The 23,005-nt window shown below is 71.4% G+C and carries 19 protein-coding genes and 1 pseudogene; 7 read left to right on the top strand and 13 right to left on the bottom strand.

What is annotated here, in order from left to right:
* The 5 genes from JAO81_RS43055 to JAO81_RS35330 form a co-directional block, all read right to left on the bottom strand.
* A partial coding sequence (locus JAO81_RS43055) for a GNAT family N-acetyltransferase (protein ID WP_233416371.1) occupies window positions 1–1,275 on the bottom strand: 1,275 nt, incomplete at its 3' end.
* Window positions 1,276–1,554: 279 nt separating this feature from the next.
* Window positions 1,555–4,290, bottom strand: coding sequence for a DUF6493 family protein (locus JAO81_RS35345; protein ID WP_199552085.1), 2,736 nt, complete (start codon window positions 4,288–4,290; stop codon window positions 1,555–1,557).
* Complete coding sequence (locus JAO81_RS35340; protein ID WP_199552084.1) at window positions 4,287–5,723, bottom strand: SWIM zinc finger family protein; 1,437 nt, start codon at window positions 5,721–5,723, stop codon at window positions 4,287–4,289. The genes JAO81_RS35345 and JAO81_RS35340 overlap by 4 nt, the downstream gene beginning before the upstream one ends.
* 77 nt (window positions 5,724–5,800) lie before the next feature.
* Window positions 5,801–7,378, bottom strand: coding sequence for an alkaline phosphatase (locus JAO81_RS35335; protein ID WP_199552083.1), 1,578 nt, complete (start codon window positions 7,376–7,378; stop codon window positions 5,801–5,803).
* 164 nt (window positions 7,379–7,542) lie between these two features.
* Window positions 7,543–7,980 carry a helix-turn-helix domain-containing protein gene (locus JAO81_RS35330; RefSeq protein WP_199552082.1) on the bottom strand — a complete coding sequence of 146 codons (438 nt, stop codon included), beginning with the start codon at window positions 7,978–7,980 and terminating at the stop codon, window positions 7,543–7,545.
* A gap of 123 nt (window positions 7,981–8,103) precedes the next feature.
* Between JAO81_RS35330 and JAO81_RS35325 the strand changes: the two genes are divergently transcribed.
* The 3 genes from JAO81_RS35325 (at window position 8,104) to JAO81_RS35315 (ending at window position 10,352) form a co-directional block, all read left to right on the top strand.
* Complete coding sequence (locus JAO81_RS35325) at window positions 8,104–9,021, top strand: NADP-dependent oxidoreductase (protein ID WP_199552081.1); 918 nt, start codon at window positions 8,104–8,106, stop codon at window positions 9,019–9,021.
* Between the two features lie 205 nt (window positions 9,022–9,226).
* Window positions 9,227–9,637, top strand: a complete 411-nt coding sequence (locus tag JAO81_RS35320; RefSeq protein WP_199552080.1) for a VOC family protein — start codon at window positions 9,227–9,229, stop codon at window positions 9,635–9,637.
* Window positions 9,638–9,668: 31 nt separating this feature from the next.
* Window positions 9,669–10,352 carry a hypothetical protein gene (locus JAO81_RS35315; RefSeq protein ID WP_199552079.1) on the top strand — a complete coding sequence of 228 codons (684 nt, stop codon included), beginning with the start codon at window positions 9,669–9,671 and terminating at the stop codon, window positions 10,350–10,352.
* Here the strand turns inward: JAO81_RS35315 and JAO81_RS35310 are convergent, their stop codons facing one another.
* A complete protein-coding gene (locus tag JAO81_RS35310) occupies window positions 10,353–11,822 on the bottom strand; it encodes a PLP-dependent aminotransferase family protein (protein WP_199552078.1) in 1,470 nt (489 codons plus the stop codon). It lies immediately after the preceding gene.
* A gap of 14 nt (window positions 11,823–11,836) precedes the next feature.
* Between JAO81_RS35310 and JAO81_RS35305 the strand changes: the two are divergent.
* Window positions 11,837–12,667 (top strand): annotated as a pseudogene (locus tag JAO81_RS35305) (DMT family transporter); the annotation flags it as partial.
* A gap of 93 nt (window positions 12,668–12,760) precedes the next feature.
* Here the strand turns inward: JAO81_RS35305 and JAO81_RS35300 are convergent.
* Window positions 12,761–13,591 carry an alpha/beta fold hydrolase gene (locus JAO81_RS35300; RefSeq protein ID WP_199552077.1) on the bottom strand — a complete coding sequence of 277 codons (831 nt, stop codon included), beginning with the start codon at window positions 13,589–13,591 and terminating at the stop codon, window positions 12,761–12,763.
* 154 nt (window positions 13,592–13,745) lie between these two features.
* Here JAO81_RS35300 and sigJ point away from each other — a divergent pair, with 154 nt between their 5' ends.
* Window positions 13,746–14,642, top strand: a complete 897-nt coding sequence (sigJ, locus tag JAO81_RS35295) for an RNA polymerase sigma factor SigJ (RefSeq protein ID WP_199552076.1) — start codon at window positions 13,746–13,748, stop codon at window positions 14,640–14,642.
* A 266-nt stretch (window positions 14,643–14,908) separates the two neighbouring features.
* Entirely contained in the window at window positions 14,909–15,667 is a 759-nt protein-coding gene (locus JAO81_RS35290) for a GntR family transcriptional regulator (protein WP_199552075.1), read from the top strand.
* Window positions 15,668–15,777: 110 nt separating this feature from the next.
* Here the strand turns inward: JAO81_RS35290 and JAO81_RS35285 are convergent, their stop codons facing one another.
* Both JAO81_RS35285 and JAO81_RS35280 read right to left on the bottom strand, forming a co-directional pair.
* Complete coding sequence (locus JAO81_RS35285) at window positions 15,778–16,902, bottom strand: acyl-CoA desaturase (RefSeq protein WP_199552074.1); 1,125 nt, start codon at window positions 16,900–16,902, stop codon at window positions 15,778–15,780.
* Window positions 16,903–16,909: 7 nt separating this feature from the next.
* On the bottom strand, window positions 16,910–17,920 hold the full coding sequence (locus JAO81_RS35280; RefSeq protein ID WP_199552093.1) for a ferredoxin reductase: 1,011 nt from the start codon (window positions 17,918–17,920) through the stop codon (window positions 16,910–16,912).
* A 132-nt stretch (window positions 17,921–18,052) separates the two neighbouring features.
* Here JAO81_RS35280 and JAO81_RS35275 point away from each other — a divergent pair, with 132 nt between their 5' ends.
* On the top strand, window positions 18,053–19,192 hold the full coding sequence (locus JAO81_RS35275) for a CdaR family transcriptional regulator (protein ID WP_199552073.1): 1,140 nt from the start codon (window positions 18,053–18,055) through the stop codon (window positions 19,190–19,192).
* A 94-nt stretch (window positions 19,193–19,286) separates the two neighbouring features.
* Here the strand turns inward: JAO81_RS35275 and JAO81_RS35270 are convergent, their stop codons facing one another.
* The 4 genes from JAO81_RS35270 to JAO81_RS35255 form a co-directional block, all read right to left on the bottom strand.
* Complete coding sequence (locus JAO81_RS35270; RefSeq protein ID WP_199552072.1) at window positions 19,287–19,649, bottom strand: DUF1304 domain-containing protein; 363 nt, start codon at window positions 19,647–19,649, stop codon at window positions 19,287–19,289.
* A gap of 64 nt (window positions 19,650–19,713) precedes the next feature.
* Entirely contained in the window at window positions 19,714–20,868 is a 1,155-nt protein-coding gene (locus tag JAO81_RS35265) for an ROK family transcriptional regulator (RefSeq protein ID WP_199552071.1), read from the bottom strand.
* Between the two features lie 112 nt (window positions 20,869–20,980).
* Complete coding sequence (locus JAO81_RS35260) at window positions 20,981–21,631, bottom strand: response regulator transcription factor (RefSeq protein WP_199552070.1); 651 nt, start codon at window positions 21,629–21,631, stop codon at window positions 20,981–20,983.
* 87 nt (window positions 21,632–21,718) lie between these two features.
* A complete protein-coding gene (locus JAO81_RS35255) occupies window positions 21,719–22,930 on the bottom strand; it encodes a sensor histidine kinase (protein ID WP_199552069.1) in 1,212 nt (403 codons plus the stop codon).
* Between the last annotated feature and the right edge of the window lie 75 nt (window positions 22,931–23,005).

Raw genomic sequence — 23,005 nt, 5'->3', positions numbered from 1 at the left:
GCCCCCGCCCGCCCCCGCGACCGGGCGGTCGAGGAGTTCGGCGCCGATGCCGCGGCGCTGCCAGTCGTCCTCGACGAGCAGCGCCACCTCGGTCTCGTCGCCGTCCCACAGCAGATGCCCGAGCGCGACCAGGCGGCCCGATGCGGTCTGCACGGCGAGGGTGCGGCCGTGGCGCGGACCGAGCAGGTGGTTGAGGTACTTGTCGGCGTCGCCGACCGGCCCGTGGTAGCGCAGCCGCAGGGTGTCGGGGGAGCAGCGCTCGTGCATCGCCTTGGCCGCTTCGGCGTCGGCGAGGTCCGCGCGGCGCACCGTGATCGCGTTGCCCTCCGGCAGCGTCAGCACGTCCTGGGCGCGCGGAATCCGCGGCCCGAGCCGGGCGTCCAGCTCGACGAGGGCCCGGGCGCGGGCGAACTCGGTGGGCGTGAACGGCAGATACGGCCGCTCGATCACGATCTCGCCGCCTTCCCCGTCCCGCAGCCGCAGCACACAGTCGTCGAGGCGGCCCTCGACGGGCGAGTTCCGCGCGGTGCGGGCCCGGGACTTGGCCGGCACGGAGCGGATGGTGCACCGGCCGAGCAACTGCCGCAGCGCGAGCGGGAGTTCGGCGGCGTCCAGGGCCGTACGGGTGGCCAGGCCCAGGTGGGGGGTGGGCGCGTCCACCAGGCCGTGGGCATCGGCCCGCTCGATCCAGGTGCCGGAGCCCCCGGCCGCCGCGACCGCCCGTGTGAGGTCGGCGGCGGGGAGGTCCTGCGGGGCACGCAGCAGGAATTCGTCCACCGTGCCCTGCGCGAGCGGATGCGTCTGCAGGCTGAGGATGTCCACCCGCAGCCCGGCGAGCGCGGCGCACAACGCGGCCAGCGAACCCGGCTCGTCGCGCACGGTGGTCCGCATCCGCCACAGGGTGGTCGGCACCTCCGGAGGGGTGGCGTCGGTGTGCTCCCCGGTATGTGCCGGTGCGAGCGGTGGCGGGGCCGGCGGTGCGTGGCTATGTCGTCGCGCCCACCAGGTGTGAAATACGGCTGTGGCCACCAGGGCCACGGCCGAGGCGATCAGCATGAACGGGCCGCGCGGCCCCTTGACCACGGTCTTCGCGATGGTGTCCGCGACCGCCACGGCGGTGAACAGCGCGGCGAGCTCGACGACATCACGACGCCAGTGATGGCGTCCATGGCGCGGGGAGCGGTCGGCGCGGAGTTTGCCCCACCGCCGGGCCGTGGGCTTGGTCCGGGTCCCGTGTGTGGACCCGGTGGTGGTCTCAGAAGTCACTTCCGTCATGCCAGCACTCTGGACGATCGGTGTTGCGTGATCACGAACGCTTTGTGACTGAGCGGTTAAGTTCCCTTCTGCCCTTTTTGCGTTCAGATTGCTTCCGGGTTGCATCGGGAATCGCCCCAGGTCGGAGCGGCTGTGAACGGGGGTCGGGGCGGGCGGCTGCCCGTCGACCGGGCCGCCCGTCCCTGAGTTGGGTGTCGTGCCGCCCGCCCTTGAGCCGGCCGTCATGCGTGCCGTGCCGCCCGCCCTTGAGCCGCCCGCGTCCCGCCCTTGAGCCGCCCGCTATCCGCCCAACGCCCGGTGCAGGCGCCGGGCCTGGTTCTGCACGCGCGACGTGCCGGCCCGGCTCGCCCGCTCGGTCAGTTCCGGTATCCCGGCACGGGCAGCGCAGCGTTCCGCGCAGTCGGCTCCGAGTTCGAGGAAGTCGCCGAGTGCCTTGGCCGGAAGACTCTCCTGGGCGAGCAGTGCGGGCAGGGTGGTGCGGAGTATCGCCCAGACCGTGGCGTACGCACCCGTGCCGGCCCCCGCGCGCAACCCGTCCGCGAAACGGCCCGGCTTGATGAGCGTGAGCTCCGCCAGCTCGGCGATGTCGGCTCCCAGGCGCTCGGGGTCCAATGTGCCGCGGGCGGCCAGGACGAGCAGGGCGTCGACGGCTTCGAGTCGGTCCTGCGGCCGACGGGCGGCGAGACCGTACGCCACCGAGAGGTGCACGGCCTGGCCCGCGGGGCCGGGTGCTTCGGCGAGGGCGGCCAGATAGCCCTGCTGAGGCGCGAAGTTGTGGCAGGCCACGCCCGACATGAAGTGAAGCAGCCGCGCGGCGACCAGCTCGGGCTGTGCGGGCAGCACGGCGAGCAGATGCCGGTAGTGCGTGACCGGGGAGTGATCGGGTTCTGCCGGAGTCACCGGACGCCCCAGGCGGGCGAGGGGGCCACCGAAGCGCTCCTGCAGCCCGGGCAGCTCCCCGAGGTCGACCAGCACCGTGCGGGCGCGGTAGATCTCCCGGTGCTCGCGGTGCGACTCCGGCGCCGGCAGCGATCCCCCGCGCAGATGCTGGGCCAGGCGTGTTCCGTGGGAGGTCCCGAGGGCATCGGCCCGGGCGGCCAGGACGCTCAACTGTGCATCTCCCGCAGGCCCTTCGGGCCCCGGGGGTGCGACGGCACCCGCAGCGCCGTCGATGCCCGAAGGACCCTCGAACCGAACGCGCAGCAACGCCTGACCGAAGTCCATCTCGCCGACACGGGCCCCGAGCCGCGTGTACTCCTCCAGGCGCTCGACGAGGACCGCCGCCTCGAGGGCGCCGGAGCTGTCCGTCGGGGTCGCGAGAAGGAACGGGCTGGGATCCGAGTGGATCCGGTGGGCCGCCTCCCAGCAGCGCGCATCGCGGACAGCGGCCGGCCCGCCCCGCGTGGCCGAGGCTCCGGACGAAGTGTGCTGAACCCTGCGGTGCAGCACCTCCATGCGCAGCTGGCCGAGCACCGCCGCGACGACGATCTCGATACCGCTCGCGAGAAAGTGAAAGGAGTCCTGGCGCTCGATCCATGAGCCGATGTGCTCCCACCAGCGCTGGGCCTCGACCACCGGACGCAGCGCGTCCGTCAGCGCCGCGCGGTCACGTGCGGCCTGCCGCATCAGCCCGTCCAGGGCCCGCTCGAACGTGACGAGGTCATTGGGCGCCCCTGCCAGGAGCACGCTGACGTCCTCCGCCACCTCGGCAGGTGTTGCCCCGGCCGGGCTCACAGGGGTCCACTCGGTGGCGGGCGGCAGGAACTCCTCGTACGCGTAAGGGAGTTCACCCTCCTCGCCGATCGGCTGCCCCAACATCTCCGCAGCGCCGCCCCGCAGCCCCGGCGTGAGCAACTCCGCGGCCGTCGCGAGCTCGGCGAGCTGCATCCGGTCGAGCGCGTCCGTGTGCCGGCCCACCAGCTTCAGCGCCCGCTCCTGGACATCGGTGTCCGCGTGCCCGAACGCCTCCGCCACCGCCGGCAGCAGCTCCCCGGCCGCCGCGGGCCGGGACTTGAGCACCTTGCCGAGCAGCACCAACTGCGCCCGCACCAGCTTCTTCTCCGTACGGAACAGCACCGCGCGGGTCACGTCCGCCAGCCGCCCGTCGGACAGACCGCCGTCGAGGGCCAAGCCCCCGAGCACGGTCTGCGCGTGCGCGGCGATCGGTGAACTCGCATCGGCAGCGAGGGCGGTCCAGTCGGCGAGGTGGGCGAGCTGCTCCTCGCGCGTCAGGGCCAGTTCTCCGAGCAGCCGCAGGAACATCCGCTCGTCCATCTGGCGCCCGCCGCGCAGCAGTCGCGCCAGACAGGAGGCGACCATGGTGGGCCGGTCGAGCACACCGTCCCGGGTCAGCAGTGCCAGTGCTTCGGGCCAGGTGTTCTCGCCCGGCTCGCCGGGAAACGTGAACTGGGCGTAGCTGCCCACTTCCGGCGTCACGAAGAACGCGGCCACGAGCTCGGTCAGATCCGGGTCACCGCGCAGCCCGTCGATCAGAGACATCCGCCGGCCGCGGAAGTGCGAGAACACCCAACCATGCACATACGCCTCGGTCGTCGGGGCCGCACACCCGCTGAGCCGTACGAGCCCGGCCATCAGCTCGTACGAGATATCGGCCGAGCGGGGCCGTTCGGCCAGCCGGTGCGCCACATCGGCCAGCCACTCGGGCGCACGCTCGGCGAGCACGTCGAGCAGCAGCGCGTCAGGGGCCGGTGCCCAGGTGAAATCGCGTGCCGCGATCCAGGCGGAGGCAGCCGCGGCCCCCGTCTGGCAGCCCGCCCCTGCCACGGCCAGCGCCCGCAGGCGCTCGCGGTTGTCCCAGGTCCACACGCCACGGTTGGCCGACCGCAGTTTCTTCAACAGGTCCATGCAGACACGCCGTTGAACGAGATCGAGCTTGCCGACGCACTGCGCGGCACGTTCGGCATCGCCCTGCTGCACCGCCTCGTACACATCGAGCACCCCGGGCCCGGCCTCGGCGCGTGCCGCGTCCACGGCTCCACTGGTCAGGAGTCTCATCGTGCGTTCCCCTCGATCGTCGCCTCAGCGCCGGCAACAGGCGCCGGCATGTCCGCCGGAGACGCGCCCGCGATCTCTCCCCGACGGACCAGGCGCACCGCGAGCGCATGCTTGCACGGGCCGCGCCCGCCCCTGTACTTGGCCCACCAAGGACACGTGCAGGTCAGCACGCCACCCTCCGCGCGGACGCGATGCACATGCCCGTCCTTGGCCCGCACCGTGGCCATCTCTGCGTCCAGCGTGACCGCGTGGCGGGCCACCAGCGCCCGCGCGTTCCTCAGCCGCGGATTGTGCCGCTCCACCCGGTCGCTGTCATACGGCAGTTCGCGATGGAAGTACGCCGCTTCCGCCGCGTCGTAACCCACCCGGCCCGAGGTGCCCAGATACACGAGCGCCGCCCGCACCCGCTCCACGGAAAGCCCGGCGGAAGAGGCCAGTTCGGCGAGGTCGATCCGGGGCTCCCACGCGAGCAGCACCGAGACCAGCTCCGCGTCCTCGGCCGCTTCGGCCCCCGCGAGCGCATCCAGCACACCGCCTTCGCCCGAGAATCCGCGGGCCGCATCGGGGGAGAGGGTGAGGGTGAGCCGCATCCCCGGCAGCGCAACCTCCCACGCGCCGGCAAGTGGTGACGCGTCCGTGGCGGCCGGCCCGTACACCCGCAGCGCCGTGGCATGGCGCAGCACCCGCTGCAGCGCGGAAAGCCGCTCGGGCCCCGGCAGGCACACCGCGCCCGGCACCGGCCGCGTGGTCGGCCGCAGTCCGCGCCCGGCCGGAACCACCCACATCGCCCCTCGGGAGGCGCCCCGTGCGCCCGCGCGCGGCAGGCCGCGCAGGAAGCGCACCGCCTCCGCGGCGGGCAACTCGGCCCGCAACTCGAAGCCGCAAGCCACGACCTGGGCTTCGGCGAAGCCGCGCAGCCAGCGGTCGGGCAGGGGCACCTTCTTCTCGATCACCGCACCGTCCACCGTGGTGACCGCCAACTCGTCCGGTCCGACCCGCAGATGGAGCGGATCGTCCGAGCCGACCCGCGACAGCGCCTCTCTGAGCGGATGGTTGACGTCCACATTGGTCGTGCCGTGCCCGACCTCGCCCCCGTCCAGACCCGCACTCAGGATGTCGAGGCGGGCCAGCACACCGCCGCACCCGGAGAAGGACTCGAACCGCAGCCGGTCACCGCTGCCCGTCACCACCGGGTCGTAGGACGCGGGCCGCTGCGGCTGCCAGTACCGCGCGGCCGCCACATCGGCCACGGCAAGGAGCGCCGCGGCGGCTGTCCGCGGCTCGGTCACGAACCCCGAGAAGAACCGCGGATGGTCCACCCGCCCCGCGGGAGTGACCCCGCGCGAGGTCTCGAGTCCGAGCCGCTGTCCCAGCGGTCCGGACTCCAGCGCGGAGGGTCGGTGATAGGCCACGGCCTGCAGTGATCGCGTCATGCAAAAGACCGTAGACGGCGCCACTGACAACGGCCGTGGGCATTAACAATCCGCAGTTCAGAACGGGTTGAGGTCGCTCACTGGCCGACCCGCCCCGGCTGCAGCACCTTCGTGAACAGCACGGCCCCGGTGTCCTCGCGCAGGCGCACCGTCAACTCCCCGCTGCCGCCGTCGATGTCGACCTCGCCGAAGTACTGCGGCGACTCGGCCGGTGACACATTGGCGCGCGTCGGCGCCTTCACGAAGGACTGCTCGGGCCCGAACGTGCCGTCCAGCTTCACCGCAGGGAACCCGCCCGCCGCCAACGGCCCGGAGACGAACTCCCAGAACGGGGCGAAGTCCTTGAACGCAGCCCGCGACGGGTCGTAGTGCTGCGCGGAGGTGTAGTGGACGTCGGCGGTCAGCCACAGGGTGCCGGTGATCCGCTGGTGCTTGATGTGCCGCAGCAGCTCCGCGATCTGCAGCTCGCGTCCCAGCGGCGCACCCGGGTCGCCCTGCGCGACCGCCTCGAAGTTCACCGCTCCGTCCGCGACCACCAGGCCGAGCGGCATATCGGAGGCGATCACCTTCCACACGGCGCGCGAGCGCGACAGCTCCCGCTTCAGCCAGGCGAGCTGTTCGACGCCGAGGATGCCCACCGGGTCGTCGGTCTGCCGGTTCGGGGAGTTCGCGTTGCGGTACGTGCGCATGTCCAGGACGAACACATCGAGCAGCGGACCGTGCCGGACCACCCGGTGCACCCGCCCCCCGCTCCGGCCGCCGGGCAGCGTACTGATCGGGAAGTACTCGCCGAAGGCCTGCCGGGCCCGCGCGGCGAGCACGTCGACGTTCTTCTCCGTATAGCGGACGTCGTCCAGGATCTGACCCGGGTACCAGTTGTTGCGGACCTCGTGGTCGTCCCACTGGACGATCGAGGGGACCTCGGCGTTGAAGCGACGCAGGTTCTCGTCGAGCAGGTTGTAGCGGAACGTGCCGCGGAACTCGGCCAGCGTCTCGGCGACCTTCGCCTTCTCCTCGGTCGTCACGTTCCGCCAGATACGCCCGTCCGGCAGCGTCACCGTCGGCTGCAGCGGCCCGTCCGCGTACACCGTGTCGCCGCTGCACAGGAAGAAGTCGGGGTGTCTGCGGCGCATTTCCTCGAAGACCCGGTAGCCGCCGAGCTCCGGGTTGATGCCCCAGCCCTGGCCCGCGATGTCGCCCGACCATACGAAGCGCACATCCTGGTGCCGCCGCTCGGGCGCGGTACGGAAGGTGCCGGTCACCGGGCGGCCGGTACGCCGGGGGTCCTCGGGATCGGCCAGCGTCACGCGGTAGTGGATCCGCTCACCCGCGGGCAGCCCCCGCAACCGTGTCGTCCCCGTGTAGTCGCTGCCGGGACCGAGCAGCGGTCCGTGCCAAGTGTGCGTACGGCGGAACGATTCGCTCGCGGAGGTCTCCACGATCATCCGGGCCGGCCGGTCGGAGCGCACCCACACCAGACCGGAGTGCGCGTCGACGTCCCCGCTCTGCACACCCCACTCGGCACGCGGACGCCCCGACAGGGCGAGCGCCGGAGCGGCGCCGACCGCGGGCAGGGCCAGCGCGGCGGACGCGGCGAGCGAACCACGCAGCACGGAGCGGCGGCCGGGAACGGAACCCTGCTGACCTGATGACATCGGTGAGCCTCCTGGGACGGGACCGACAAGTGCGCGGGAACAGACCTACTGGTGCACGACGGCGCGCATACGAACCCCAAGTGAACAACTCCCTTACCGCGCAAGGGAACACGGCGCGCTCTACGCGGCAGGCCGAGAGGCCGCGCGGATGACGGCGGCCAAGGTCAGGCGGTGCCGTCGCTGTCGTAACTCCCGCGGTGGACGAACACTTCGTCCATATGCGCCTCGGCCCACGCCTTGAGGCCGCGCATCACGTGCTGGAGGGAGAGGCCGAGGTCGGTGAGCTCGTAGGTGACGGTGACCGGGACGGTCGGTGTCACGGTGCGGGTGACCAGGCCGTCGCGTTCGAGGGAGCGCAGTGTCTGGGTGAGCATCTTCTGGCTGACTCCGGCGAGTTGGCGCGCCAGCTCGGAGTAGCGCATCGACCGCGGCTCGCCTGCGCCGTGTCCTCCGGGCCCTTCGCTGCAGAGCGCGGCCAGGACCAGCGCGACCCACTTGTCCGAGATACGGGCGAGCAACTGGCGGCTGGGGCAGCCGTCCAGGAACGCGTCGTACCTCATCTTCGCCTGTGCCCGCTCCTGGGCCGCCGTCTTGGTCGGCATCGTCCGCTCCTTCCGGATGAGGATGGGGAGTTACGCACTTTCAGGTGCCTGCTTCCCGTTGGAGAGCTGCCGCTCCAGAGTGAGGGAGGTCAGCAGCCGAGCACAACCCGCGAGGAGCACCCCATGAGCACAGCCACCTTCCGTGCCGCCGTCGTCCGTTCCCCCGAGGGGCCCGACTCGATCGAGCTCGTCGACCTTCCCGTGAGCGAGCCCGGACCCGGCGAGGTCCGGGTGCGGATCGCCGCGGCCGCGGTCAACCCCGTGGACCTCGGAGTCGTACACGGTGTCTTCCACGCCCTGGGTATGGTCCACCAGCCCGAACACACCGGTCTGGGATGGGACTTCGCCGGCACGATCTCCGCCGTCGGCCCGGGTGTCGAACTGCCCGTCGGCACCCGCGTCGCCGGCTTCATCGACGGCTTCGACCGGGACTTCGGGACGTACGCCGAACAACTCCTCGTGTCGGCCGCCAACCTCGCCGTCGTTCCCGACGGCCTGGACCTGACCGTCGCGTCCACGGTGCCGCTCAACGCGACCGCCGCCGCCCAGCTGCTGGACCTGCTCGGCGACGCGCCCGACAGCGGCCGCAGGCTGCTGGTGACGGGGGCGGCGGGCGCGGTCGGAAGCTATGCAGCCGCCCTCGCGCCGGAGCGCGGCTGGCAGGTGACGGGCCTGGCCAGGGAGGAGGACGAGGAGTTCGTCCGCGGTCTGGGCGCCGAGTTCACCTCGCACGCCGAGCCCGGCTATGACGCGGTCGCCGACGGCGCGGCCCTGCAGGAACAAGCCCTTGCCCTGGTACGTGACGGCGGAGCCTTCGTCGGCGTCCAGCCGAGCGCCAAACCTGCGGCCGAACGCGGGATCACGGTGGATGTCGTGGTGTCCCACCCCGACGGCTCGCGGCTGAGCCCGCTGCTGGCCGGCGTCGCAGCCGGCCGGCTGCCGGCCCGCGTCCACGCCGTGCTGCCGCTGGAACAGGCCGCCGACGCCCATCGCGCCATGGCCAAGGGCGGAGTGCGCGGTCGCCTCGTGCTGCAGCCCTGAACGGCCCGTTTCTGATGTCGAGCCAGGTGCGGCTCCTGACGGCGGGCCAAGGTGCGGCCGCTCATGGTCATCGGGTCCTAGGACCCAGGCCCGAGAGGCACTCCCGATCGCCACCCCAGGTCGTACGACCAGGGCCCGATGACCTGGTGATCGGTGCCGCATAGGCTTGCCCGGCAAGATCGGGAACGACCTGGGGGAGCCCCGCATGACCATCGACGGCCGCAGCCACATCCGTATCGCCCGTCCGTCCCTCGACCTCGCCGCCGCGGAGAAGTTCTACGTGGAGGGCCTCGGGCTCGGCGTCGTCTGGCGCACCGAGGGCGATCACGGCCCCGGCGCCCATGACCTGCTGATGCTCGGCTGGCCGGACGCCGACTGGCACCTGGAGCTCGTCCACGACGCGGAGCACCCGGTCGCCCCGCGGCCCACCGAGGAGGACCTCCTCGTGCTCTACCTGGACGGTCCCGTGCCGGACGAGCTGGTGACCCGGATCGAGGAGCACGGCGGCAAGCGCGTCCAGTCGCCGAACCCGTACTGGAACGAATGGGGCGTCACGCTCCAGGACCCCGACGGCTACCGGCTCGTCCTGTGCACCCGCGCCTGGTCCAACTCCTGACCCGGGAGCCCTCCGCGATAACGTCATGCTCATGGCGCTCAACTCCGGTGCAACCACCGCCTCACCAGGCAACGCGGCGATATCCCCGGGCACAGGCCGCAGAGCGCGTCAGGTGACGGACTGGTTCGCGTGGCTGCTGCCCCCGGTGTACCTGGTCGCCACGGCGCTCCTGGTCCAGGCCGGGCTCGTCTCCGACGCTCTGGTCTTCGGCAACATGGCCACGCCGTTGATCAGCGTCCTGGTCCTCTTCTACGCCTCGACCGGCTGGCATGTCACCGCGTACGAGAAGGACTTGCTGTCCGCGCGCACGCTGACCGGCGGCAGGCCCGTCGACCTCGCCCGGCTCACCAAGGTCGGCCGGAGCGAGGTCGCGGGCCAGGGGTCCACGGATGACCGGCTGATCCTGACGGACGCCCATGGTGTACGGGTCATCGTGAACAAGCTGAGGGGCGGACACCGCGACGCCGACGTCGACCGGCTCGTACGCCGCGCGCTTCTTGAACGGCCGATCGACGCCGGCGTCGCGGTGTCCGCCCGCGCCGCCGAACGGCTCGGACTCGAGGACGAGGTGCGCAGGGCCAACAACAAAATGGTGCCCGGACGCTCCCTGCGCGGCTGGGTCGTCGGCTGGATGCCGATCCTGCTCACCCTCGTCTATCTGCCGGTGGGCTTCGGTCTGCTCATCCTCGGCTATCTGGCGGCGGGCAGCCCCTGATCACCGATCCGCCCGACCGCTCCGCACCACCTGAGCGAGCAGTCCCACGGCCTCGGCGATCCGCTCCGGCGTCAAGTGCGCGTATCCGATGACCAGATGCGCACGGCCGTCGGGCGGGGGAGCGGACGAGTACGACTCCAGAGGACGGATGGACAGGCCGAGCTCCGCCGCCCGCTCCGTGAGCGCGGGGCCCGCGCCCGCGCCTCGGGGAAGAGCGGCGATCACATGCAGACCGGCGGCGATACCCGTCACGTCCGTGCCCGGGAGCCACTGTGCGAGCGCCGCCACCAGGACGTTGCGCCGCTCGCGATACGTCCGCAGACAGCGCCGCAAGTGCCGGTCGTAGTCGCCGCGTTCGATGAACCGTGCGAGCGTTTCCTGGTCGAGTGCGGGGTTCCCGAGGTCCATGAGGCGTTTGCGGGCCACGATCGCCTCGGTCAGCCCCTCGGGCACGACCACCCAGCCGAGCCGCATCCCGGGAGCCAGTGACTTGCTGACCGAGCCGGTGTACGCGACGTGGTCCGGGTCGAGGCCCTGCAGGGCGCCCACCGGTGCGCGGTCGTAGCGGAAGTCCCCGTCGTAGTCGTCCTCGATGACCAGGCCGTCCACCGACCGCGCCCAGTCGAGGAGTTGAGCGCGACGCCGCGCCGAGTAGGCGATCCCCGACGGAAACTGATGCGAAGGCGTGGCCACCAGCGTGCGCACCCCGTGCTCGCGCAGCACTGCCAGGTCCGGGCCCTGCGCGTCCAGAGTTATGCGCACGGTCCGCATCCCCGAGTGGGCGAAGAGCTCCGCGTGTTCGGGGCTGCCCGGATCCTCCGCGGCCACCGTCCGCTCCCCGCGCGCGTACAGCACCAGGCCGAGCAGCGTCATGGCCTGGGAGACCCCGGAACAGATCACGACCCGCTCGGGCGTGACGACCACACCCCTCCTACGGGCGAGCAAGTGGGCCACCGCCGTACGCAGTCGGGGCAGACCGCGCGGATCCGGGTAGCCGAGCGAGGCGTGGGGCAGTCCGGCCAGCACCGCGCGCTGGGCCGCGGACCAGGCGGAACGGGGGAACAGGGACAGGTCGGGGATGCCGGGCAGGAGGCTGAGCCGGGGGTGCGGCAGGGCGTCGGCGGCGTGGCGAGTCGGGGAGGGTGCGGCCGCCGAGGCCGCCACCGCACCGCCCACCCAGGTCCCCGCACCGCGGCCCGCCCGCAGGTATCCCTCGGCCGTCAACTGCTCGTACGCCTCCGTGACCAGACCGCGCGAAACGCCCAGGTCACCGGCGAGCGCGCGGCTGGCAGGCAGTCTGGTCCCCGGAGCGAGCCGGCCCGAACGCACGGCCTCGCGCAGCGCCGACTGCAGTGCCTTGCCGCGGGAGCGCGCGGGCGCGGCCGCCGCGGGCAGCAGCAGCTCCCAGGCGGTGGTCCAGCCCTGCGCATGGTCCTGGACGGCAGGCGAATTGGTCCCCGATGGCGTCATGAAAGTGGACCTTAATGCGGACCGCCTCGCTCTCTAGCGTCAACGGCATGACCGCACCACACCTCACCACCGCGCGCGGCAGCCTCCTCGCCGCTTTCGCCTGCTGCCTGGTCGGCGCCTCGTTCACCGCGAACAGCGTGCTCGGCGACTACCCGTACGCCGGAGGGCAGTTCCTGCGCTACGGGCTCGCCTGTCTCCTGCTGCTTCCGTTCCTCGGACGCGGCGCCCTCGCACCGCTGCGCCGCCTGACCCGCCGCCAATGGGGACGTCTCGCCCTGCTCGCGGCCGTCGGCATGGTCGGCTTCAACCTGGCGGTGCTCTACGCCGAGCGCACCGCCGAACCCGCCGTCCCCGGTGTGTTCGTGGGCTGCGCGCCGGTGGTCGTGGCGGTGCTCGTCCCGTTGCTCGGCTCCCGTAAGCCGACAAGGCCCGTCCTGTACGGCGCGCTGCTGGTCGCGGCCGGGGCGTTCACGGTGCAGGGCTGGGGCAGGACCGATGCCGCGGGGATCGCGTTCTCGGTGTGCGCGCTGCTCGGTGAGGTGGGCTTCGCGGTGATCGCCGTACCTCTGGTGCGCCCGCTCGGACCCAAACTGCTCTCGGCGACGGTGTGCGGGATCGCCGCCGTCGAGTCCCTGCTCATCGGGCTGCTGAGCCAGGGCACCCACGCCCTGCGCGTACCGACCGGGGCCGAAGCGGCCGCGCTGCTCTGGCAGGCGGTGATCGTCACGGTCATCGGCTTCGTCTGCTGGTACGCGGGGATGCAGCGCATCGGTGCCGAACGGGCCACGCTCTTCTCGGGCCTCATCCCCGTGGCCGCCGCCGCGACCGCGCCCTTGGTCGGCACGGGGCACTACGGCGCGGCGCAGGCGGTCGGCAGTGTGCTCGTCGGGCTCGGAGTCGCCCTGGGCTCGGGGGTGTTCGCGAAGGCAGCCGTCCCGTCAGGAACTGGCGTCGAGGATGACGCGGGACACGAGGGCCGGATCGTCGTTCATCGGCACGTGACCGCACCCCCTCAGAGCGATGAGGCGGGCGCCGGGTATCGCCCGCTTGGCCCGCACCCCTTGGCGGCGCAGCAGCAGCCGGTCCCGGGTACCCCAGCCGATGGTGACCGGCACGGAGTCGACATCGTCGCTCCACTGGACCCCGCGCCCGGCGGCCAGGGTCGCGTGGAAGCCCGTGGCCTCGCGCAGCGCCAGCGTCTCGGCGACCACCGCCTCGGGTGAACGGCGCCCGGGCCGTGCGTAGATGGTGCTGGTCAGCGCGGCCCGACCGGCCGCGGAGCGGGAGAGCCGCTCGATCGCCGGCAGCGGGAGCAGCTTGGCGCCCCGGTGCATCGCAAGGAGCGTGCCGAAGGCGTAACGCCGCTCCGCCTGTGTCCAGAATCCGGCCGGCGACAGCGCGGTCACCGACCGTACGAGCTTCTCGCGCCCCATCTCGAGCGCCAGCAGACCGCCCAGCGAATTGCCCACCACATGCGGCCGTTCGATGTCGAGGGCCTTGCACAGGGCGCTGAGCGCGGGGACGAAGTTCGCGAGGTCGTACGCGAAACCGTCGGGCAGCGCGGGTGAGGCACCGAACCCCGGCAGGTCCACGGCGATCACGTCACGCTCGGCCGCGAGAATCCCGAACACCGGGTCCCAGGCCTGGTGGTGGTGCCCGATGCCGTGCAGCAGAAGCACCGGATCGCCCGAACCCTCGCGTCGGTAGACGACGCTCACATCCTTCGGGCCCTGGGCGGAGTCGACGCTGAAGGTGACGGTGGCGGACATGCTGCTCCTCGTCGGTGGACAACACGGCGGTGGCGCTGGACGCTCCGGGGCAATCGGAAGCTCCTAGACAGTCTGTCAGCAACAACTACTGTTGGGTAACCCCTTGTTGGGTCCCGGCTGGACACAGGCGCGTGGCGTCAGGTGGGATGGAACGGTGCCGACCGACACTCTTGTGGATGAATTCGAAGCCCGGCGCCCGCTCCTGACCGGCGTCGCCTACCGCATGCTCGGGCGCGTGGCGGACGCCGAGGACGTGGTCCAGGAGGCCTGGCTGCGCTGGTCGGCCGCGGACCGTACGGACGTCAAGGACGCGCGCGCCTTTTTGGTGCGGATCACCACCAGGCTCGCCATCGACCGGCTGCGGCAGGCGCAGTCGCGGCGCGAGGCCTATGTCGGACCCTGGCTGCCGGAACCGGTCTACACGGAGTTCGGCGACAAGGTGCCCGACACCGCCGAACAAGCGGTGCTCGCGGACTCCGTATCCCTCGCCGTCCTGGTGGTCCTCGAGTCGCTCTCGCCCCTCGAGCGGGCGGTGTTCGTGCTGCGCGAGGCCTTCGGCTTCCCGTTCGCACAGATCGCCGAGACCCTCGACCGCTCCGAGGCGGCGGTACGTCAACTGGCCGGCCGCGCCCGCAAACATGTCGACGAACGCAAACCCCGCTATGACGTCGACCCGGTCGAACGCCGCACGCTCACCGAGCGGTTCCTCGCCGCCGCCGGCGCGGGCGACCTCGACGGGCTGATCGGCATGCTCGCGCCCGACGCTCGCCTCGTGGGCGACAGCGGCGGCAAGTCCAAGGCGCCACTGCGGGTCCTGGAGAGCGCGGACAAGGTCGGCCGCTTCCTGCACGGCGTCGCCGGGCAGACGGGCGCGGCCCTGGACGAATACCGCATCGTCGAACTCAACGGCGGCCCGGCCCTGTTGGGGATCATCGACGGCAAGGTCGACGTGATGATGCAGCTCGACATCGCCGACGGCCTCGTCCGATGCGTGTACGTCCAGCGCAATCCGGACAAGTTGGATTCCCTCCTGGTGAACGAGAAGGATTGATTGCCGGGATTTTCCGATACGGGCGCCAAGTCCCCTTTGCTGAAGAGCCCCCGCCTTCCGTGGCGGGGGCTTTCCTGTGCGCGACAAGCTCGTGAACACCTCATGAGAGCGGAGCGCTGCGCTCTGTAACGGAGCGAGGATTGGTCTTGACCAAGGGTGTGCGCAGCCCTATCGTCGCGGATAGTGCAGGAACCTTTAATAAACAAGGGCACGTAAAAGCCGCCAGTGGCTGGGCATTTACGCCAGGGCGAATGCGGAGGATCAGGGTGGGGACCACGCAGCTGGAGACGGCACCGGAGACGAAGTACTGGCACCTCAAGACCGTGATCGGTGAGGCGCTGGACTCCGAGTTCGCGGTCGGCGAGATTCTTCCCAACGAGCGTGATCTGGCGGCCCGTTTCGGCGTCGCCCGCGCTACGTTGCGCCAGGCGCTGGAACAGCTCGAACTCGAAGGCCGGCTGCAGCGCCGCCGCGGCGTCGGTACCACGGTCGCCCCGCCCCGTATGGGCGTGGCCGTCGGAGCCGCCGGAAACGGCTGGCCGGGCAGCTCCGGTGACGCCTGGCAGCCCGCCGACTGCACCCAGGAGATCCCGCCCGCCGTGGTCGCCGAACTGCTCGGCACGGGAGCCGACGAGGCCGTCCACATGCTGCGCCGCTCGCGGATGTACAGCGGACAGCCCGTCGCCGCCGACCTGCTCTATGTGCCGGCCGCCTCGGTGCCCGACCTGTCGGCCATAGACATTCCGGACGGCGTCACGCGCGCCCGCGTCGTGCTGCGCGAACTGCAGCGGCTCGGCTTCGAGGGCGAGGACCGCGCGGTCGAGCTGGGCTCGGCTCGCGCCGACGACGCCCGGCAGCTCGACCGGCTGCCCGGTGCGCCCGTACTCCTGGTGACCACCCGCTACTTCGGCCACGGCGGGCGTACCGCCGCGGTGTCGGTGGCCACGTACCGCGCCGACACCTGCCGCCTGACGTTCGGCGGCGATGTGGAGTTCCACTCCGAACAGGAGCGCAGGGCCTCCTGAGCGAGACGGCCCGTCGCCCCCTCCGCGGCGGGCCCGGTCGTGTGAGCGGCAGGCCTCGGGGGTGACGGCGAGCGGGCCTCGGGGTGTGACAGCGAAACCAGGACCGGGAATCAGACGGCGACGAGCTCCCGCTCCCGCTCGCGGTCCGGCGTTTCGACCTTGGGCTTCTTGTTCGGCAGCGAGAGCCGGAAGACCTTGTGCCACGCGGAGAAGACCTGCTTGGGCAGCGGGCCGGTGACGTACTCCAGCTCGTACTTCTCGAACAGCGCGCGCACCTTCACCGCGACCTCGGCGTACCGGTTGCTCGGCAGGTCCGGGAACAGGTGGTGCTCGATCTGGTGCGACAGGTTGCCGGTCATGAAGTGCATGGCCTTGCTGCCACTGATGTTCGCCGAGCCCATCATCTGGCGCAGATACCACTGGCCGCGCGTCTCGCCGTTGATCGACCGGCGCTCGAAGACCTGTACGCCCTCGGGGAAGTGCCCGCACATGATCACCGAGTGGGTCCAGACGTTGCGGACCAGGTTCGCGGTGAACGTGGCGGCGAGCGTGGTGAGGAACGACGGGCCCGAAAGCAGCGGGTGGATCACGTAGTCCTTGAGCACCTGCTTGCGGATCTTGCGGCCCACGGCCTTGGCCCGTGCGCGGAACTCCGGGTTCTTGCGGCGGCGCTTGTTCAGGTTCTTGCCGAGCTCCAGGTCGTACGCGGCGATGCCGTACTCGAAGAAGCAGGCGTTGAGGAAGTTCCACAGCGGCTGACCGAGGTGGAACGGGTGCCACTTCTGGTCCTCGTCGACGCGCATGATGCCGTAGCCGAGATCGTTGTCCTTGCCGATCACGTTGGTGTACGTGTGGTGCAGCTCGTTGTGCGAGTGCTTCCACTGATCGGACGGCGAGACGTGATCCCACTCCCAGGTGGTGGAGTGGATCTTCGGGTCCCGCATCCAGTCCCACTGGCCGTGCAGGACGTTGTGGCCGATCTCCATGTTGTCCATGATCTTCGCCACGGACAGCCCGGCGGTGCCGATCAGCCACGCGGGCGGGAAGAACGAGAACAGCAGCACGCCCCTGCTGGCCAGTTCGAGCTTGCGCTGAGCCGCGATGACCTTACGGATGTAGGCGGCGTCCTTCTCGCCGCGGTCGGCGATCACCTCGTCGCGGATCGCGTCCAGCTCGCGGCCGAGCTCTTCGATCTGCTCCGCGGTCAGGTGGGCGGTGGGGTCGATGGCGGTCAAGGTGCTCCTACCGTTCGATGTCGCAGGGGCCCGCCGCGGCGGACACACAGGTCTGGATGAGGACGCCCGGCTCGGCCTCGGTGATCTCGCCGGTGCGCAGGTCGCGCACGGCGCCCGACTTGAGCGGCGTGACGCAGCCGAAGCAGATGCCCATGCGGCACCCGGAGGGCATGAGCACGCCGGCCTCCTCGCCGACGTCAAGGAGCGGCGTGGCGCGGCCCGCGGCGAGGGCCTTGCGGGCGGCGCTGAACGTGACCCCGCCGCCGCCGCCGGCGACGACGATGCTGGGGCGGAAGCGTTCGGTGTGCAGGCGTTCCGGGACGCCGTGGTCGGCCCAGTGCTTTTCGGCGGCGTCGAGCAGACCGGCCGGCCCGCAGGCCCAGGTCTCGCGCTCGGCCCAGTCGGGCACGAGTACGTCGAGACGGGCGATGTCGAGCATGCCGTCCGTGTCGGTGTGCACCTCGGTGAGCCGCAGCTTCTTCTCCGCGACCAGGTCGTGCAGCTCCTTGCGGAAGATCACGTCTTGCGGCTGTGGCGCGCAGTGGACCATGACGGCATCGTCGAACGCGGTGTCGCGCAGCATGCCCATCACCGGCGTGATGCCGCTGCCGGCCGTCAGGTAGAGCACCTTCGCGGGCATGGCCCGCGGCAGCACGAAGTCACCGGTCGGCTGGTCGAGCCGGATCAGCGTGCCCGCTTTCGCCCTGCGCACCAGGTGATTGCTGACCTTGCCGTCCGGGATCGCCTTCACGGTGATCGTGATGCGGCCGTCCTGGCGGTTCGTCGGTGAGGTGAGGGAGTAGGCACGCCACAGGAGCACCCCGTCGACGTCGACCCCGATCCGCACGTACTGACCGGCTGTGTGGCCGCGCCAGCCTCGTCCCGGCCTGATCACGATGGTCGCGGCGTCACCCGTCTCGGGGTGCACGGCCTCGATCCGCCCCCGCAGGTCGGCGCCCGCACGCAGCGGGCTGACCAGGTCGAGGTAGTCCGACGGCAGCACCGGCGTCGTGACCATCTCCAGCAGTTTCCACGCCCTGCTGCGAAGGGCTGCACTCGTCATGAGTTCAGCTTGCTGCGCCTCAAGGCGTAAAGTCCTGACCGCAGGACGTGAATCTGGTCGGCAGAATTATGCGCAGGGAACAAAAACATGAGCCATGCAGCCCGGAGGGCCAGCGAACTGGCCCTGGATGAGACGACCGTCACCGCGCTTCGGGCCGCACTGAAGACCACCGCCGACGAGGTCGTCCAGGCGATCATCGACGAGGTCCCTTCCTACGCCAACGCCCTTTCGGGCCGTATGGGCGGCACCATCCGCGGAGCCGTCCGCACCGCCCTGGGGCACTACCTGGACCTCGCCAGCGGGAAGGCCACGGGCGGCGACGGAGGGGACGCGGCCTACGAGTTGGGCCGCGGCGAGGTGCGCGACGGCCGTTCGATGGACGCGCTGCTCAGCGCCTACCGCGTCGGCGCCCGCGTGGCCTGGCGATGTCTGGCGGCAGGTGCCGTACCCGCGGGTCTGCCCGCCGCAGAGGTCGCCAAGTTCGCTGAGCTGACCTTCGCCTACATCGACGAACTCTCCGCCGCGAGCGCCGCGGGCCACGCCGACGAACTGGCTGCCCGGGGCAGGGCCCACGAGCGTCACCTGGAACAACTGGCCCGCGACCTCCTCGCCGACGCGAGCCCGGACGTACTGCTCGCCTCTGCTCAACGGGCCGGGTGGCAGCCTCCGCTTTCCCTGACCGCGGTCCTGCTGCCCGCCGCCCAGGCCCGGCCCGCCTACCGCGAGCTCGACCCGAGCACCCTCGTCCTCGACGATCTGCCGGATGCCACCGGTGTGCTGCTCGTCCCCGATGCCGACCGCTCCCATCTTCTGCGGCTGCTGACCGATCGCGCCGCCGTGGTCGGCCCGGCCCGGCCGTGGACGCGTGCCTCCGCCTCGTACGCACGAGCCGTACGCGCGCGTTCCCTCTCCTGCGATATTCGCGACACCGAGGACCACCTGCCCGAGCTGGTGCTGACCGCCGACGCGGACGCCTTCGCGGACCTGCGTACCCGGGCCCTCGCACCGTTGCAGACCTTGCCCGCCGCGACCGCGCGGAAGCTGGAGGAGACGTTGCGGGCGTGGCTGCTGCACCAGGGCAGGCGGGAGGAGGTGGCGGCGGCCTTGTTCGTCCACCCTCAGACGGTCCGGTACCGGATGTCGCAGCTGCGGGAGCTGTTTCCGGATCTCGCCTCGCCACACCGGGTCCTCGAACTGACGCTGGCGGTGGGTCTCCGCGTCGGCTGACGCGTGCTTCGACCGTCCTCGACCGGGGCGGCGAGGGGGCGAGGACGGTGAAGAACGCTCCGAACCGGGGTCCTCGACAGTGCGGACCGTAGTTTCAGCGAGCCAGCAGCACCAGGGCGAATACCGCCAGGGCGGGCACCGTCTGCACGAAGAGGATCTTGCGGGATGCCGTCGCGGCGCCGTACAGGCCGGCGACAGCGACGCAGGCCAGGAAGAAGACCCGTACCTGGAATCCGACCGGATCGGGGGCGAAAGCTCCCCACAGGAGTCCGGCTGCCAGGAATCCGTTGTACAGGCCCTGGTTGGCGGCCATCGCCTTCGTCGAGACCGCGAACTCCTCCGTCGTGCCGAAGGCCGCCCGGGCGCGGGGGCCCGTCCACAGGAACATCTCCAGCACCAGGATGTAGACGTGGAGAACGGCGAGCGCAACTACGGCGACCGTGGCGATAACAGACATGTCGGACACGCTATGTCACACGCATCGAAGCCACTCGTCCAGGGCCTGATCCACAGGACAGTCCCTAGCGGCCGGTCACTGTCCCCTCCACCGCGAACAGCTCCTCCTCCACGTGATCGAGCGCAAGCCGCAGCGCGCCCGTCGCCACCGCCGCCTCGCCCAGCATCGACAGCGCCACCCGCGGCGGACGCAGACAGTAGCGGGCCAACTCCCGGCGCAGCGGCTCCAGTACGCCGTCGAGGCCCGCGGCCCAGCCGCCGATCACCACCAGCTCCGGATCCAGGGCGAGGACCAGCGCCGCCACATCGTGGACAAGCCGCTGGATGTACCGCTCGACCGCCGCCTTCGCGCCCAGATCGCCCTCACGGGCGTGCTGGAACACCTCGGTGACCGCTTGCTCGTCGAGCGGGTGCAGCGGCTCGTCCGTCGTGGAGAGCAAGGTCTCGGGCGTGACGTCGCGGCCGAGCAGATGCAGCGCACCGATCTCGCCCGCCGCACCCCCGAAGCCGCGATGCAGCCGGCCGCCGATCAGCGAGCCCGCACCCGGGCTGAGACCGGCGAGCACGAACACCACGTCGTCGGAGTCGCGGGCCGCGCCCTTCCAATGCTCGGCGACCGCGGCCGTGTTGGCGTCGTTCTCCACCAGGACCGGGCACTTGAACGAACGGCGCAGCCGCTCGCCGAGCGGCAGTCCCGTCCAGCCGGGCAGTGCCGTACCGAGCCTTACGGTGCCGTCCGCCTCCACGATGCCGGGGCTGCCCACGCCGACGGCGCGCAGCGCGTCACGGGCGATGCCGGCGCGGCGCAGCAGCTCGGCCACGCAGGTGCGCAGCCGCTCCAGACGTTCGTCGGACGAGGCGACCTCGTCGACCTGCTTGTGGTTGGCACCGAGCACCTTGCCGTCCAGGTCCGACAGGACCGCGGCCACCCGGTGCGGGCCGATCTCCAGGCCCAGCAGATGCCCGGCCTCGGCGCGGAAGCGGAAACGGCGGGCCGGCCGGCCCTGCCGCCGGGCCGCGCCCTCCTCCACGGGGGCCTCGACGACGAGACCCGCCTCGATCAGGCCCTCGACCACACCCTCGACGGTGGGGCGGGACAGGCCCGTGATCCGGGTGATCTCGGTGAGCGTCGCGGAGTCGGCGTTGCGCAGGGCGTGCAGCACCACGGCCGAGTTGATCCGTCGTAGCAGCGAGGGATCCCCGCCGGTCAACCGGCTCAACGTACGTCCTTCCTGCTCTGCGACCTGCCTGGCCGGATCGTACTCGCCGCGGCCTGGCCACGGCGAGTGTCCGGAGGCCCACATTCGGTGGCCCGAAGGCCCGGAGAGGTGATCAGCCGGGCGAGACGAACCCCGACTCGTACGCGGCGATCACCGCCTGGGTGCGATCCCGCGCCCCCAACTTCGCCAGTACGGCGCTGACATGGGACTTCACCGTCTCCGCACCCACGACGAGATCGGCCGCGATCTCGGCGTTGGACATCCCGCGGGCCATGAGGCGCAGCACGGCCGCCTCGCGTTCGGTGAGCGCCGCCCGCTCCAAGGCCGCACGCGCCGGTGCGCTGCCGTACTCCGCCGCAAGCGAGCGCACCGCTGCCGGGAAGAGCAGTGACTCGCCCTCCGCGACAAGGCGCACGGCGTGCACGATCTCCGCGGGCCGGGCGCGCTTGAGCAGAAAGCCGTCGGCGCCGGCGCGCAGGGCGTCGTACACGTACTCGTCGTTCTCGAAGGTCGTCACCACAAGGATCTTGGGCGGCGCGTCCACGGAGCGAACGACCGCTCGGGTGGCCTCGATGCCGTCGAGCAGCGGCATCCGTACATCCATCGCCACGACATCCGGCCGCAGCGAGCGGACCAGCGGCACCACCGCGGCGCCGTCCGCGGCCTCGCCGACCACCTCGATGTCCGGCTGCGCCTCGAGCACGGCGCGCAGACCGGCGCGCACGAGGGGTTCGTCGTCGACGAGCAGGACGGTGATCGGCATCCGGCCAGCTTAGGGGGTGGTGCGCATCCCCTTTGGATCACCCATGGATCACCCTCGGATCACCCATGGTTCCTCCTTGGAAACTCCTCAGGACACCGGGAGATCGACCGTGAGCTGCCACTCACCGTCCCCCGGACCGGCCTTCGCACGGCCGCCGAGCAACGTGGCGCGTTCGCGGATGCCGCGCAGTCCCGAACCGCTGCCGGCGCCCAGCGAGGTGCCGTCGAGCGGATTGGTGACGGTCAGCAGCAGCCGGCGGTCGTCGGCCGTGATGCGCACGGTGACCGGTACGGCGCCCGCATGCCGCAGCACATTGGTGAGGGCCTCCTGCAGGATGCGGTACGCCTCGCGTGTGACCGGTCCCGGCAGCCGGTCGAGCGGCCCGGTGATCTCCACGTCGATCTTCGCGCCGGAGGCCCGCGCCGAGTCCAGGAGCCGGTCGGCCTCGGCGAGCGTGGGCCGGCGGTGCGCGGGCTCGCTCGGCTCACGCAGCACCTTCAGAACCCGCTCCAGGTCCTCCAGCGCCGCGCGGCCGGTGTCCTCGATCGCGGCCAGCGCCTGATCGGTGAACGCGGGGCTGTTCGCGGCGCGTGCTGCCCCGGCCTGGACGACGGCGATGGTCAGCGCGTGGCCGATCGAGTCATGGAGCTCGCGGGCGATGCGGTTGTGCTCGAGCAGCTGCTCGGTGCGTTCCTCCAGGGCGGAGAGGCGTTCGGCGGGGGAGGGGCCGAGCATGCGGAGGGCTGTTCCGGCCATGAGCGCGCCAGCGCCGGCCGACACGTAACCGAGGACGGTCAGCGGCAGCGGCACGAGAAAGATGTACGCCCAGTGTGCGCCGTGCAAGGTGATCACGGAGTCGGCGCCAGGGTCGTCGCCGACCACGGATCCGGCGAACGACAGCGTGGTCGCGCCTGCCTGGATGGACAGCCAGGCCATCGCGCTTCCCGCTTCGAGGCGGAGCACCATCCACAGCGCGGTGACCCCGCGGTCGCGCCAACTCTGCGCCGGGCGCGCCACGATGATCGGCTCCTGGGCGTCCTCGTCCTCCTGGCGTGCGTGCCGCCCCGGGAACAGCATCAGCCTGGCCTGCAGCCCCTCGGCCAACCGCATCGCGGGCACAAGCCCGGCAGCCGCCACCAGCGGGATCGGCAGCACCGCGAGAAACAGCCAGTGCGCGACGGAGTCGGTGTGCACCCCGACGATGAACGACCCGATCACGGTGGGCACCGCCCCCACGACCAGATGCACCCAGCGCGTATACGTCACCGCACGGGTCAGCGGTCGCAGGAATCGAGGCATGCGGCCATCGTGCCAGCCGCCACCGACAGGCGGCTCCCCCGTGCGGGGGAGGGGATCCCCACTGCCGGGGGAGGT

The sequence above is a fragment of the Streptomyces sp. N35 genome (assembly GCF_016464295.1).
GTDB lineage: Bacteria > Actinomycetota > Actinomycetes > Streptomycetales > Streptomycetaceae > Streptomyces.
The sequence above is the reverse complement of the archived record's forward strand: the minus strand, read 5'-3'. Positions and strand labels throughout refer to the sequence as shown.